12 protein-coding genes are annotated in these 15712 nt (G+C 31.1%); 8 read left to right on the top strand and 4 right to left on the bottom strand.

The genetic code is table 11. The features are described from left to right. Positions 1 to 104: 104 nt before the first annotated feature. The 6 genes from V6251_RS10845 to V6251_RS10820 all read left to right on the top strand — a co-directional run bounded on the left by V6251_RS10845 (position 105) and on the right by V6251_RS10820 (position 7030). Positions 105 to 1814: a serine hydrolase gene (locus tag V6251_RS10845; protein ID WP_341588240.1), complete on the top strand. Its 1710-nt coding sequence runs from the start codon at positions 105 to 107 to the stop codon at positions 1812 to 1814. Between the two features lie 38 nt (positions 1815 to 1852). Next, complete coding sequence (locus tag V6251_RS10840) at positions 1853 to 2425, top strand: Crp/Fnr family transcriptional regulator (RefSeq protein WP_341588239.1); 573 nt, start codon at positions 1853 to 1855, stop codon at positions 2423 to 2425. Positions 2426 to 2483: 58 nt separating this feature from the next. Beyond that, positions 2484 to 3218 (top strand): acyl-CoA desaturase, encoded by a 735-nt coding sequence (locus V6251_RS10835; RefSeq protein ID WP_341588238.1) that lies wholly within the window; start codon positions 2484 to 2486, stop codon positions 3216 to 3218. Between the two features lie 186 nt (positions 3219 to 3404). Then, a complete protein-coding gene (locus tag V6251_RS10830) occupies positions 3405 to 5039 on the top strand; it encodes a tetratricopeptide repeat-containing sensor histidine kinase (RefSeq protein WP_341588237.1) in 1635 nt (544 codons plus the stop codon). A gap of 3 nt (positions 5040 to 5042) precedes the next feature. After that, complete coding sequence (locus V6251_RS10825) at positions 5043 to 5708, top strand: response regulator (protein ID WP_341588236.1); 666 nt, start codon at positions 5043 to 5045, stop codon at positions 5706 to 5708. Between the two features lie 560 nt (positions 5709 to 6268). Beyond that, entirely contained in the window at positions 6269 to 7030 is a 762-nt protein-coding gene (locus tag V6251_RS10820; RefSeq protein WP_145001473.1) for an NYN domain-containing protein, read from the top strand. A 28-nt stretch (positions 7031 to 7058) separates the two neighbouring features. Here V6251_RS10820 and V6251_RS10815 read toward each other — a convergent pair whose 3' ends face one another. Beyond that, on the bottom strand, positions 7059 to 8960 hold the full coding sequence (locus V6251_RS10815; RefSeq protein ID WP_341588235.1) for a DUF294 nucleotidyltransferase-like domain-containing protein: 1902 nt from the start codon (positions 8958 to 8960) through the stop codon (positions 7059 to 7061). A 121-nt stretch (positions 8961 to 9081) separates the two neighbouring features. Here V6251_RS10815 and V6251_RS10810 point away from each other — a divergent pair, with 121 nt between their 5' ends. Next, complete coding sequence (locus tag V6251_RS10810; RefSeq protein WP_341588234.1) at positions 9082 to 10134, top strand: proline iminopeptidase-family hydrolase; 1053 nt, start codon at positions 9082 to 9084, stop codon at positions 10132 to 10134. Here V6251_RS10810 and V6251_RS10805 read toward each other — a convergent pair. After that, positions 10131 to 11939, bottom strand: a complete 1809-nt coding sequence (locus V6251_RS10805) for a cytochrome-c peroxidase (RefSeq protein WP_341588233.1) — start codon at positions 11937 to 11939, stop codon at positions 10131 to 10133. The two genes, V6251_RS10810 and V6251_RS10805, sit on opposite strands and share 4 nt — an antisense overlap. Before the next feature lie 74 nt (positions 11940 to 12013). Continuing rightward, complete coding sequence (locus V6251_RS10800; RefSeq protein WP_341588232.1) at positions 12014 to 13510, bottom strand: hypothetical protein; 1497 nt, start codon at positions 13508 to 13510, stop codon at positions 12014 to 12016. A gap of 275 nt (positions 13511 to 13785) precedes the next feature. Here V6251_RS10800 and V6251_RS10795 point away from each other — a divergent pair, with 275 nt between their 5' ends. Continuing rightward, positions 13786 to 14418, top strand: coding sequence for a MarC family NAAT transporter (locus tag V6251_RS10795; protein WP_341588231.1), 633 nt, complete (start codon positions 13786 to 13788; stop codon positions 14416 to 14418). 1 nt (position 14419) lies between these two features. Here V6251_RS10795 and V6251_RS10790 read toward each other — a convergent pair whose 3' ends face one another. Further along, positions 14420 to 15631 (bottom strand): multidrug effflux MFS transporter, encoded by a 1212-nt coding sequence (locus V6251_RS10790; protein WP_341588230.1) that lies wholly within the window; start codon positions 15629 to 15631, stop codon positions 14420 to 14422. Between the last annotated feature and the right edge of the window lie 81 nt (positions 15632 to 15712).

Genomic DNA, 15712 nt, shown 5'->3' with positions numbered 1-15712 from the left:
TTTTTTGTAACAAAAACAGATTAAAAACGTCTTATTTTTAGGATAAATTAACCATTAGCCTATATTCAAGTTAATTATTAGCATAAATCAAAACCATTACCAAAATGAAAAAACTAATAGTAATTCTTATCGTATTTATCGTCAGCTTTCAAGCTAAATCACAAGACGTTCTAATTCCAGATGAAGTTAAAACATACATTCAATCAAGAGTTAATAATCAAGTTAATGTTGGTATTGTAGTTGGATATATTGATGGTCAAAATATAGACTATTATAGCTTTGGTAACACTGCAATTAAGGATGGAACACCTGTAAATAAAAATTCAGTGTTTGAGATTGGATCTATTTCAAAAACATTTACGACCACTATTTTAGCATTAAAGGTTAATAATGGCGAAATGAGTTTAAACGACCCAATTTCAAAATACTTACCAGAAACAGTTAAAGTACCTACAAAAAATGGCAAAGAGATTACATTACAACATTTAGCAACACACACGTCAGCTTTACCACGTATGCCAGATAATATGGCTCCAAAAGACGTTAACAATCCGTTTGCAGATTATACCTATAAACAATTATATAGCTTTATTTCTAATTACGAGTTAACTAGAGATATTGGTGATTTTAGTGAGTATTCAAATTTAGGAATGGGATTATTAGGTCACATTTTAGAGCTTCAAAGTGGTCAAACTTTTGAAGAGTTAGTAATACAACATATTGCTAATCCCTTACAAATGGATGATACCAGAATAGTATTAACACAGCAAATGAAAAATCGTTTAGCAAAAGGACATGCAGGATTATCAGAAACTAATAATTGGGATATTATCACCTTAGCTGGAGCAGGAGGAATAAGGTCGACTACCAGTGATATGGTAAAATATATCCAAGCAAATTTAAACTGTGCTTCTGGAAACACACCATTAGATAAAGCGATGCAACTAGCACATCAGTCTACTTTTAAAAGTGAAGAACAGCGTATAGAAATGGCATTAGCTTGGCATATTGAAAATGGTAAATTTTTAATGCATAATGGTGCAACAGGTGGTTATTGCGCAATGTCTGCTATTGATAAAGCGGATAAAAAAGGCGTAATAGTATTGACAAATAGTAATGAAAACGTGGATGCTATTGCTATTAAATTAATGGTACCAACATATCCATTACAACCTGTCAAACCATCGATAGCAAAGGTGATGGCTAAAAAAATTGAAGAGAGTAGTATAGTTGAGGCTATCATGTTTTATAAAGATGCTAAGGTAAGTCAAGCCGATACTTTTAATTTTGATATAGACCAGCTCAACACTTTAGGTTATCAGTTTTTAAATGATGACCAAAACGAAATTGCTTTAGCATTATTTAAATTAAATGTAGCACAATTTCCGGAGGCTTCAAATCCATACGACTCATTAGGTGAAGCATATTTAAAATCAGGAGAACAAACATTAGCTATCACTAACTACAAAAAGTCTTTAGCATTAAATCCAGCAAACGACAATGCGATAGACGTTTTAAAATCGTTAGATGTGGTATTGGATGAGGTTGTTATATCTCCAGAAATACTAAAAACGTATGTTGGTAAATATCAATTAGCACCAGATTTTTTTATTACTATTTCAACAAACGATGGACGTTTATTTTTACAAGCAACTAACCAATCAAAATTCGAAATTTATCCTTCAGAAGTAAATCAGTTTTATTTAAAAGTTGTGGAGGCTAAAGTGGAATTTAAAGCAAACAAGGAAGGTGAAATAGACCAAATGATTTTATTTCAAAATGGTCAAGTATTACGAGGTCAGCGCGTAGAATAATAAAATTAATTCGCGATATTTGTAGTGTACATGCAAATATGATTAATATTAGAGAATATATAGAAAAAACAGTGGTTATATCTGATCAAGATTGGCAACTGTTTTCGTCTAAATTAGAGAATAGAACTTTTAAAAAGAAAAGCACAATACTAGACATTGGCGATACAGAAAACTATATTTCGTTTATAGAAAAAGGTATCGCTCGTTTTTTAATTCCTAAGGAAGAAAAAGAAATAGATTTGACCTTTGGATTTTGTTTTAAAAATGAGTTTGTAAGTGCTTACGATTCTTTTTTGACCAGAAAACCTTCATTATATAAGTTACAAGCGTTAACGGATATTACCATGTGGAGCATCTCATATGACGATCTGCAGGAAGTGTACGAAAAAAGTTTTGCAGGTAATGTAATTGGTCGTTTATCCTCAGAACGGTTGTTTTTAATTAAATCAAAACGTGAGCAATCGCTTTTAAATGAAACAGCTGAAGAGCGTTATTTAAATTTGTTTACAGAGCGACCAAACTTAATAAAGGAGATTCCGTTAAAATATATAGCATCTTATATTGGTGTTACTCCTCAGGCTTTAAGTAGGATTAGAAAGCGAATTTCTTAACTTAGGTTCATTGTATGAGCATAATAGTATGTAGACCTTTGTAAATAAAGTAAAGTCTATGGCTATTTTAATATTTATCATAATTTTATGGTATACAGGTTTGTTCTTTCAGACCTTCTTTTTACATCGTTACGCAGCACATCAAACCTTTACAATGTCCAAAGTGACAGAGCGTGTTTGCTTTGTATTAACATGGGTTTTTCAAGGATCAAATTACTTAAGTGCCTATGGTTACGGAGTAATGCATAGGATGCATCATGCTTATGCAGATACTGAAAAAGATCCGCACTCACCTAAATACGATAGTAATTTGTTTACTATGATGTGGCGCACAAAAAATATTTATCAGGATATTAATAAAAAACGTATTGCAGTAGCAGATAAGTTTACTAAAAATGTACCACAATGGAAGGCATTTGATAAGATAGCAAGTTCTAGAATTTCAAGATTGTCATGGGCTGCAGCCTATATTGTGTTTTTTAGTGTCTTTTCAACTGCTTGGTGGCAATGGTTATTATTACCTATTGCCTTTTTTATGGCACCAATCCACGGAGTTATTATCAACTGGTTTGCGCATATTTATGGCTATCGTAACTTTAAAGTTAGTGACACGTCTAAAAATTTACTGCCTGTAGATATTTTGATGATGGGAGAAGGATACCATAATAACCACCACTCGCATAGTGGACGTGCTAATTTTGGTGTACGTTGGTTTGAAATTGATTTTACATACTGCATAATGTATGTTTTAGATAAACTACATATTATAAAAATTAAAAAAACTGCTAATTAATTAGCAGGTTTTTTTTGAATAAATATTTAATCCAAAATGATTAATTTTTATATAGAGCTGTTTTTTAATGATTTACAAATGGCTTGGATTTAGCTAAATAAAAAGTAAAATAGACTATTTAGCTTTAGTGACTAAAAAGTAAATTTAGTGCTTAAATAACTAAATATAAGTTTCTATTTTAGAGGTATGAAAACCAACCTAAAATTATTTCTTCTTATATATATATGCATTACTTGTCTTATTAGTAATAAGGCTTTTTCGCAGCATCAAACAGATAGCTTATCATACTATACAAATGCTATAGAGAAAGTAACCTCTGAAGAAACGCTAGCTAAGGCATATCAATATTTAATAGAGCATTTAGAAATTAAAAAGAAAAAAAATAGCAAATTAGGTATAGCTTATGATTTATATTTTTTAGCAAGAATAGACTACAAAGTGGGTTTTTATGATGATAGTGAAGTAAGTGCTGTTGAAGCTTTAAAGATATTAGATGGTCTAAAAGTTAATGATTATAATACTAAACTAACAACAGGAGTTTTAAACCTTTTGGGTCAAGTATATAATCAAAAAAACATGTTTGATAAAGCTAATGAGACGTATTTAAAAGCGTTATCTATTACTTTGACTTCAAGAGATAGTTTGGTATTGTATAACAACATTTCTAATATTTACAAAAATCAAAAATTATATAATAACGCTCAGAGTACATTAATAAAAGCAACTAATTTATTTAATAGGGTAGAAGACTCAATAGAAAAGGCTAGAGTTATTGATAATTTAGGGGTTATAAAATTTAAATTAAATAATCAAGGTGCATTTGACGATTTTAAGACAGCCTACACCATACGTCAAAATGTTGATAATTTAGCCGAGTTATATCCAAGTTATAAAAATTTATCCGAATATTACTTAAGTAAAAAGGATACAGTCCAAGCTTTATCCTTTGCAATAAAAGCCTATGACGTTGCTAATAAGGTAAACAGTTTGTCCTACAAATTAGATGCAGTTAAAACAAGGTATAATTTAGGAGATAGTAGGGTGTTTAAGGAGTATTCATTTTTAAACGATAGCTTATTAAAGGCGACAAAACTGAGTCAAAATAAGTTTGCTTTGCTAAAATATAACGTTAGTAAAAGTCAATTACAGTCTCAAATAGAGAAAGCTCAAAAACAAATCTACCAATTATTAGCAGTTGTAATATTGATTTTAGCTTTGGGATTACTCTATTTTTTTAGAGCAAAACATAAAAAAGAAAAATTAAAAGAGGTTTATACAACAGAAACTAGAATATCTAAAAAAGTACATGACGAGGTAGCAAATGATGTCTATCAAATAATGACAAAATTACAGAGTAAAGCCACTATAAATGAAGACTTTTTAGACGATTTAGAAAAAATTTACATTAAAACTAGAGATATTTCTAAAGAAAATAGCACAATAAATGTTAATCAAGATTTTGAAATCCTACTTACAGATTTATTAGCTAATTATAGCAGTAATCAGGTTAATGTGATTACAAAGGACATTGCAAAGGTAGATTGGAAAAAGGTGTCAGATGTTAAAAAGACTGCACTTTACAGAGTCTTACAAGAGTTAATGACCAATATGAAAAAACATAGCAAAGCTAATATTGTAGTCGTAGTTTTTAGTCAAAACAATAAAAAAGTGACTATTAATTACAACGATAATGGTGTAGGAACACTATTAAAAAAGAATAATGGTTTGCAAAATGTGGAAAACCGTATTCAATCTGTTAATGGAACAATTACTTTTACATCCACAGTTAATAAAGGGTTTAAAGCAAACATTATATTATAAAGTATGTTTAGTAAAGTAATTATATCAGATGATTTAGGTAGTATTAGTCAAGGCGTTTTATCTGTCTTGGATAATTTATCCATAACTAATGTCACACAAGTACAATATTGTGATGATGCTTATCTTAAAATATCTAAAGCAATTCTAGATCAAGAGCCATTTGAGTTGTTAATTACAGATTTATCGTTTTTTGCAGATCATAGAGACCAGAAATATAAATCAGGAGAAGAGCTTGTTGCTGCTTTAAAGCAACAGAATCCTGATTTAAAAATTATTGTTTATTCTGTAGAAGATAGATTACAAAAAGTAAGAGTATTGGTTAATAAACATAACATTGATGGTTATGTTTGTAAAGGTAGACGTGGTTTGATAGAACTTGATCAGGCTATTGTTACAACATATAAAAATGGTCAATATTTATCACCTCAAGTACAACAAGCTTTAAGTCCAAAGTCTAATTTAGAGATTGATGATTATGATATTTTATTAATTAAATTACTATCTAATGGTTTGTCGCAAGAACAAATTAGAGAACAACTAAAAACAGATAATATTTCGCCTAACAGCTTGAGTACTATCGAAAAAAAGCTAAATAAACTACGTATACAATTTAAAGCTAACAATGCCATACATCTTGTTGCAATCGTAAAAGATTTAGGATTAATTTAAAAAAAAACAAGTCTTTACGGGAAACCGTAAAATACATAAGCTAACAAGTCTTAAAATTGTATGCTAATTAATTAATAATGTTTTTTCTAAGGGAAAAAACTTTAGGCAATCCTTAGTGATTGCCTTTTTTATGATTTACTATAACCAAGTAAATTGATTAGAGTTTACAGGAATAATTATAGCTAATTGACTTTATGTATTCTCGATTAAAGCCTTGCAAATTTATTGTAGGGCTTTTTTATTTTGTATTAATCTTGTAATCAAAAATAAAACTCAATTAATGGTTTTAATTTTAATTTGTATGCTACTTTTTATTACATTTAATTAATATGTAATTCATTATTAAAAACAATAATTATGGCTAAATCACAAGACGCAAAAAAAAATGTAAAAAAGGAAGCGACCTTATCGCCTAAAGAAAAAAAGGCTGCTAAACTAGCTAAAAAAGCAACACGAAAATAATAGCTTATCCATAGACTGTTAAAACCACTCAAAAATGAGTGGTTTTTTAATTTAAAGCTATTACCTTTAGCTACGTTATAAATTTCAACTTAGCACTTATGGATATAAAATTAGCAGTACTTATTGATGGAGACAATATTCCCTCAGCATATGTAAAGGAAATGATGGAAGAAATTGCTAAATATGGTAATCCAACAATCAAACGTATTTATGGAGATTGGACCAAACCAAATCTTAATAAATGGAAAAGTTTACTATTAGAAAATGCTATAACTCCAATCCAACAATATGGCTATACTACAGGTAAAAATGCTACAGATTCTGCTATGATTATTGATGCAATGGATATTTTATATTCAGAGAAAGTAGATGGCTTTTGCTTAGTATCTAGTGATAGCGATTTTACACGTCTTGCAACGCGTTTGCGTGAAGCTGGAATGAAAGTCTATGGTATTGGAGAAAAGAAAACGCCAAACCCTTTTATAGTCGCTTGTGATAAGTTTATTTACATAGAAATACTTAAAAACCTAACGGAAGACAGTACATTAGAACCTTCAACCAAATCTTCTAAGTCCAAAAATAATTACGACACCATCACACAAAAAGAAATTAAGCTTATTGCTACAACTATTGACGATGTTGCAGATGATGATGGTTGGGCATTTTTAGGTGATGTTGGAAGTTTATTACAAAAAAAGCAACCTAATTTTGATTCTAGAAATTATGGTTTTCAAAAACTAACACCTTTAATTAATAGTATTCCAGCGTTTGAAATAGATAGTCGTGAGGACACCAGAGGTCGCATGAAATTAATTTATGTCAGAATTAAAGAGGTAAAACCTAAAGGCCGAAAGCGATAATTAATCACACAATTATTACTACGATAATTTAAGGTAATTGCGACACTTTATATCGCGCAGCTAATAAATCTTGTACTTCTTTAATAGGTTTAAAGCAACCTTTAAGTTTTAACTTGTTGTTTTTACTAAGGTATTTTACGTCAATAAACTGACCAGAATCATTATTTTTCAATCCTTGTTTTGTTCTAAAGCGTAGCAATACTCTAAATGCGTTTATGCACGAGTCAAACAAATCTTTGTGCTGAGGTTCAATTTCAACTAGTTTTTGGTAGCGTGCTATGGTATTGTTTACATCCTTAATATCATGCGACAAAATTAAAACACGTGCAGCATCAACAAGTGGCATAATAGCTCTGGATTTAATATCAAATTGATCTTTATGTTCTCCAGAATGCTCTACTAAAAAGCTTCTAAAAAAGCTTAAAGGTGCAGGTTTTTTTAAAGCATTTCTACCCATAAAAGTTAAGAAAATTTCATGACTATGTATAGCTCTAAAAATATTGTCAGACATACCACTAACTAAACTTTGGTTTCCATAAACAAAGTTGTAATCAAAAAAAATGTTGCACAACATCATTTTATCCTCGTCAGAGTGGGTAATCCAATTGGTAAATTGAGATTTCCAATCAGAGACTGTTAAACACCATTTAGGGTTACTAGCCATCATATTATCAGGACACAACTTAAAGCCAACAATAGCTAGTTTTTGGTTTACTGCAGTGGCTAATTTTAAAAAGTAAGCTTTTGTTTTGTAGTCTTCCGTACTGTCTTCGTATACTAAAGCATTATCTTGATCTGTATATAATAATTGTTCTTTTCTACCTTGACTCCCAATGGCTAACCAAGCAAAAGAGACAGGAGGTTCTTGTTTAAATTCTGCAATTGTTAAATCAATAAGACGTGAAGTAATAGCATCATTTATTGCCGAAATTATTTTAGATATAAAACTAATTGGGATGCTTTGTTTAAGATAGCCTTTTAATAATTCTTGGGCTTTTTCTCTAATATATTTTAACGATTCAGCAGAATTTGCACGTTTTATCTCTTTAATTAAAACCGAAGGATTATTACCATAAATTACAATAATATCATGCTCTGATAGGATACCAATTAACTCAGAATATGGTGTCCCATCTTTGGTAATACATAGGTGTGAAATATCATTTTTCAGCATTGCAATTTGTGCTTCGGCAACAGATATACTGTCAGGAAACGTGATAACTGGAGAAGACATAATGGCTTCCACATTGTCCGTTATGGTGTGTAATCCAGTAGCCACTTTATTACGCAAATCTTTGTCTGTAATAATACCAATTGGCTGTTTGTTATTAGTAATTACAATAGATCCCACTTTATTAGTGCTCATTATTTGCGAAGCTTCTTGTATGCTAATTAATGGATTGCATACCACAGGGTTTTTAGAAAACTTAGCCGATTGCATTTCTGTAAAACTAGAGGCTTCAGGTTTTAAAACACCAATGTTGGCAAACAATGTACCCTTGTCTTCATCACTATAAGGGTTACGTGTATTAGTAGCAAAACTGGCAATTAAAAACTGATTGGCTTTTGCGTTATTTATTATAATGTCTTCAATAACCTGAGCAGGTATACTATAAATAATACTTTGCTCAATAGCTCTTGCATCCAATAAATAATGGTCTTTACGTATTATTGCACGCAATCCAAAAATATCTCCAGCATCACATTTGTCAACTAATTTATCATCTTTAAAAATACCAATTGCACCAGCCTTTACCACGTAAAACACCTCTTGTAAGGCTTCATTTTGTTTAAAAATAAAATTATCCTTTTCAATGTAAATTACCTCAACCTCAGACGCAATAACTGTCAACTGCTCATGACTTAAAGCATCAAAAGGAGGAAAGCCTTTAAGGAAATCTAAAATACGTTCTGTAATGGCGTTTTTCATCTTACTAATTTATGCAAAATTAATAGGTTAAAACTGGACTATTACTATCATTTTGTTAAAATAATTTGCACAATAAAAAGACATATTATTTGATTAACTTAGTCTTCTAATTATCAAGTTTATGAAAACCAAACTATTTATTTTAAGTCTATTGTTTGTTTTATGTTTTAATTGTAAAAAAACAGAAAAAATAACTATTGTAGAAACAGCTAATACTGCAGAAAATTATTTAAAACCTAATACAGAAGATCAATTTTTAGGAGGTATTAAAATGATTCCGATTACAACACCTAAAGGCGAATTTAAAGTTTGGACTAAACGCGTTGGAAATAACCCAACAATGAAGGTGCTTTTATTACATGGTGGTCCAGGAATGACACATGAGATTTATGAGTGTTTTGATGGTTACTTTCCGCAGGAAAATATAGAGTATTACTACTACGATCAATTAGGGTCGTATTATAGTGATCAACCCAAAGATTTAAGTTTATGGGATTTGGACAGATTTGTAGAAGAAGTAGAGCAAGTCAGAGTTGCATTAGGTTTAAATAAAGATAACTTTTATTTATATGGACAATCTTGGGGAGGAATTTTAGGCATGCAATACGCTTTAAAATATCAAGACAATTTAAAAGGCTTAATTATATCTAACATGGTAGCTTCAATACCTGACTATCAAAAATATTCTGACCAGGTGTTAGCACCAAAATTAGATCCTGAAGTTTTAAAAGAAATTATGAGCTATGAGGATAAAGAAGATTACACAAACCAAAGATATTTAGATTTAATAGTTGAAAATTATTATACCAAACATGTTATAAGAATGCCAGTCAAAGATTGGCCAGAACCAATTAATAGAGGCTTTAAGCATTTAAATCCTGATGTGTATGTAACAATGCAAGGACCAAGTGAGTTTGGTATTAAAGGTAATGCTACGCTTAAAAATTGGGATGTAAAAGACCGTTTAAAAGAAATAAAAACACCAACCCTTACCGTTGGAGCAACGCATGATACTATGGATCCAGAACATATGAAATGGATTAGTACCGAAGTCCAAAATGGACGTTTTTTGCTTTGCCCAAATGGTAGTCATTTATCTCAATTTGATGATCAAAAGGTGTTTTTTAAAGGGTTAATTAGTTTTATAAAAGATGTAGATTCTGGTGCGTTTTAATACGTGTCAGGTACATCTGTTAAGGTTTTTAGATAAGCTATAATGGCTTGCTGCTCGGTTTCTGTTAGGTTTAAATTATCAAAAGGAAGCGTTTGATGGTCCAAATCAAAACCTAATCCACCACCTCCACCAAGGTTGTAAAAATTTAGGACTTCTTCTAATGTAGTATAGACTCCATTATGCATATATGGACCTGTTATTGCAACGTTTCTAACCGTTGGTGTTTTAAACATACCTTTATGTAAGGCTTCTTTATACTTATAATAAAAACCAGAATCGTCGTCTAGGGTTTTATTTTGGGCTGTTTTTGGAACACCAATAACTTCTTTTTCAGTTTCAGTAAAAAAAGGTGGTACAGTTCCGCTAGTTAATGGCATAAAATGGCATGTGGCGCATAAGGCTTTTCCCATAAATAGGTTATAACCTAAGGTTTCTTCATCTGTAAAATTATTAAGTTCGCCTCTAATATTTTTATCAAATTTAGAGTCAAAACCGTTTAAAGTAGAAATATAAGCAGACAATGCTTTAATAACATTGGTATTATTTTTTGGAACTTGCCCATAGGCTTCCTTAAATAATGTAACGTAAGTTGAATCTTGTAAAATAGCTTCAGAAAAGGTGTGAACATTAGTATTAAATTCTTTATCATTTAAAAACACAGATGAAATTTGTTCAATCATCGTTTCTGATCTACCATCCCAAAAAAAGCTTTTTTGAAAGGCACTATTTATTAAAGTTGGTGTGTTGCGCTGTAATGGCTTACCGTTATTATCTAAGTTAACAGTCATAGCATCCGCATATCCTAAAGCAGGACTATGACAGGTAACACAAGCCATACTGTTATTAGCAGAAAGTTGTGTGTCAAAAAACAATTTTTCGCCCAAAGCTATTTGTCTGTCGCTTGGGTTACGGTTGGTTGTTGGTGTAAAATAATTTAAGTTGAAACTGTTGCTTTCAAAAAAAGTAGGTGCATCAAAATTGAATGGTTCGGTATTAGTAGGTTCCCAAATGTCAGCTGTTTTGCGGATAGATACCCAATGACCTGTGATTGGATTTAGGTAATCTCTGGTAAACGTAAACCTATCAAAAGTATCAAAATCCTGATGTTGATTAATGTAATTAATTGCTTTTAAAATCGAGTTGTTAAACGCATCATCTAAGGATTTGTCTTTGTTTACAATAGAAGATTTTATGGTTTTATTATAAACGTTTTGAAGGCTTTTTAATGAAATAGCACTCTCTTTTATACCTAAATGGCTAACAGGTGTATCAAATCCTGACATACCTAAACTTACAATACGTAATAACTGTTGGTGTGTAGCTATAAAAAAGCGTTGAGGTGTTAACGCTCTGTTTTGCATATTTTCTTTTAATATAGCAAATAACCCTTGTGTTACATAGATTTCTTGATTAAAATCTGTGACAGACGTCTCTTGCTCATAAATACTTTCTTCTATTTTTTGAAGACCAATTGGTTTTAATATTTTGCCTGTATCTTCTTTATACACAGGAAGTGCAGGACCATTAGCTCTGTGTCCTACTTCAGGATTTAAATACGAGGCAAAAGGCTCTGCTTTTTTAAAAGCCTTTCGTGCTAATGTAAAATAGTGTTTGGTGTTTTTACCAGTAAGACCTTCGGTTTTTAAACTATCTAAGTATTTAGAAGCAAGCTCTATATTGTTTATATAATACTTTTGAGCTTTGTCCCAATTTATGACGTCTACGGTTTCGGTTTTATCCGATTTGCAAGCTGATAATGTTACTAATAATACTATTATAATTAAAAATGAATGGTATGATTTCATGTTAAGATTGTAATAAACAAAATGAATCTCCATTAAAAAACAGAGATTCATTATTAATAATAAAAAGCGTTGTCTTATCTAGGTAATCCTTGTAATAAAACGATTTGTCCACCTTGATTGTGTGGTAAGTTTGTAGATATAAAATCGTCACTTTTCCAGTAGTGTGGTTGTAAGTTTAGGATAAAAGTATCTGGCACTCCAACTTTGTCAGAAATGTCAATTAAAGCACCAAACTCTCCTGATAAAGATGTGCTTCCTGTAGGAGATAAGTTGCTTTCAATTTTTAAATCTAAAACAGCTGTAGGGTTGTTACCGTTTAAATCTGTTTGGTAGATTCTAGCAGCATGTCCTCTAGAAAAAGAATTAGGATCTTCTTGGATATAAATATAGTTTTCTGTTACACAAATGTTATCAGGACTTTGTAAACTAGATAAGTTTCCATCTTGATTATTAGTGTCTGTGTTACCACTCACGACTTGTGTTAATTGACCTTGTAATGGATTGTTGGCATCTAAGTTTAATTTGTAAACGGTTCCCCAATCATTATAAGTTCCTGCTCCAGGACCTCTTCCAGTAACTGCAAAATAGACGTTTCTACCATTGGCATCACTTCCTTTTTGGTAATCAACATCTTCCACACGCATAAATTGTGAAGCAAAGACACCAGTGCAAGCTGTTTCCATTTCGTTTTTGGTCATCGATGCACCATTTTCTATTTCAACAAACTCGATATCGTACGTCATTCCAAAGTCTAAGCTTCCTTCGTTGTAGACTGTATTTGGAGCAACATCTTGAACACCTCCAATGCCATCAGACATTTCTTTTAAACGTAAAACGTATATTTTACCGTTAGTTAAGTCTGCGTCTCCATTTTCTGATAAGTACATAATAACTTGACCTTCAGATCCACTAGAGTCGTCATCTCCACCAATAATTACTGTTTTACCAGCAAAAGAGTTTTGAGGTAATGGTACTGCGTTTTCCCAAGAAAATTCACCTAAAGCATCCAATCCAAAATCGGCAGTAGGCGTAGGTGTTTCTATCCAAGGATCTATTGCTTTAACATCGTATGCTATACTTTCTGAAGCAGATAAAAAGAAATCTTGAGTACCACCATGTATTGCAGCTTCCCACATTGTACCAGAACATTGTCTTGCAAAATCAGCAACTCCAGCGTTTAATAACCATTCTCCTTTTATAGGTCTCATGTTTTCGTCAAATCTAATTCTAGAGACACTATAATCGTCCTCTGCATTGACAACATAAATATATTCGTTACCATCTTTTAATAAACCAGCACCATCTTGTGCACCAACTAAACGGAATCCATTAGGTAAATAATCTGTTGAGCTAATTAAAGAGTAAGCTTTTACAGTATTAAAATTAGAACTAATATCTACTAAAGGATCTAAAGCAGATTTGTTACTAAATAATTCTTCGGTAGGTGTAAAATCTTGTCCATCCTGACCGTTAGTTCCGTCTAATCCATTTTCTCCTTCACAGCCTACTAATCCAAATCCAAGACTTGAAAGTATACATAATTGAAAAAAACGTTGTTTAAATAATTTCATTGTATTTGATTGTTTAAGTGGTTAATTTTTGTCAAAACTAAGGTCAAGAGATGCAATGTGTGTTAACTTAAAATGAATGAAGTTTTAAGAAAACTTTACGCTAATGTTACTATGTAAACAAAGTGTTAATTAAATATTTTAAGCACATAATTTATTGATTTATAGTTGTTTAAATTTGTTTTAGTGCTTTTTTAGTATTTACGTTTTATTTAAGATTAGTTAATCTATGGATAACTTTAAAACGTTAAAAAAGAACGGAATTTGCAGAAAAAACAATGGAATTATTTTTAGCAGTATTTGGAGCTTTATTTTCAATTATGAACCCCTTAGGAACCGTACCTGTATTTGTTGGTTTAACAGGAGACCACAGTAAAAAAGCACGATCCGTAACAGCCTTTTGGACAGCAATAGATGTTTTGGTTATTTTATTGCTTTCGTTTTTTGCAGGTCAGTATATCTTATCATTTTTTGGAATTAGTCTTAATGCTTTAAAAATTGCAGGAGGATTAATTATCACCTCTTCTGGTTTTGCATTATTGACAGGGAAATTTAGAGAACACAAAGGGATGAAACGTAAAAAGGTACAAGAGGATATACAGACAAGAGATGGAATAAGTTTAACTCCTTTAGCAATACCTATGTTGGCTGGACCTGGAACAATTTCGTTATTAATTACTTATAATCAAGAATTTGATTTAACTGCAGAAAAATTCACCATAGTTGGTGCTATGTTTTTGGCAGCAATTACTATTTATATAATACTTAAAAGTGCTCATTTTATTGTTAAGTTTTTAGGAGCTTCAGGTATTAACGCGCTATCTAGAATTATAGGTTTTATTGTAATAGCAATAGGTGTGGAGTATATAATATCTTCCGTTGTAAATATACTTTCAACAATAAATTTATAAACTAAAGACTTAGGTGTCGTTTTCTAGTTCGTTTAATAAACAAAAACAATGCTAGAGACATAAAACCAAAAACGGTAAATCCAATAAATAATGGTAACGCTGTTGTGTCAACAAAACTACCAATATAATTTGCAATTGGTACAGCCATAATAGTCGATATAAATCCTGTTATAGCAGCTCCAATACCAGCAATATGTCCAATGGGTTCCATTGCTATAGCTCTTAAATTTCCAAAAATAAAGCCTATTGTAAAAAATTGGATAGCCATAAATATTAATATAATTGGTAATGCTGGGTTAGTGGTAGCATTCCAAAATAATAAGACATATAGTAAAGCATTAACACTAAAAACAATAATAGCTAAATAAGATAAACGCCACATACCAAGACGCATTACAAAACTACCATTTAGAAAAGTAGATAAACCAACACCACAAGCTAATCCAGCAAAGATGTAAGGAAACTCGTCTATTAAGCCATATTGGTTTTCAAAAATGACCTGAGATGCACTTAAATAAACAATAAAAGCACCAGAGATAAATCCAGAAATTATGGTAAATCCAATAGTTTCTTTATGCTTTAATAGCTCTTTTAAACCATCTATAAAAACATGCTTAGTAAATTTTATTTTATATTCAGGTTTTAAGGTTTCAGGTTGACGTTTCCAAAACCAAATAGCGACAGCTAAAGCCATAATTAATTGGACATAAAAAATGCCTGTCCAATCATAATGATTTAAAATAAACTTACCCATTACAGGTGCAATTACAGGAACTAAAATAAAAAATGTCGTAACAAACGACATAATTTTGGCCATATAATCACCTTTAAACATATCCCTAATAACTGCAATAGCAATAGTCCTTGGTGCAGCTAACCCAATACCTTGGATGATACGACCAACAACCATCATTTCTAAACTATGTGATAACACACAGACAATACTACCTACAGCAAATACAGCAAATCCAATATAAACAATTGGTTTTCTACCAAAACTATCAGATAAAGGACCAAATAATAGTTGTCCAAATCCTAAACCTAAAAAAATCATGGTTATTAGTAATTGGTTATTGCCAGTATCTAAACTATTAACAGAGATGCCAATAGCTGACATGGCTGGTAAAATAGCATCAATCGCTAATGCTACAATAGACATTAAGGATGCCATTAATAAAATAAACTCTAGCTTAACAGGTGGATTTTTTTGCATGCTGCAAAAGTAGTTTAAAAAAGATTTATCCTTGGTTTTATTAATGTGAAATAGGTGTTAAATTAGACCTAATTAATTTGA

Origin of the sequence: Olleya sp. Ti.3.14, from assembly GCF_038154885.1 — a bacterium.
GTDB lineage: Bacteria > Bacteroidota > Bacteroidia > Flavobacteriales > Flavobacteriaceae > Olleya.
Note: the sequence above shows the minus strand (reverse complement) of the source record. Positions and strands in the feature narration are given on the sequence as shown.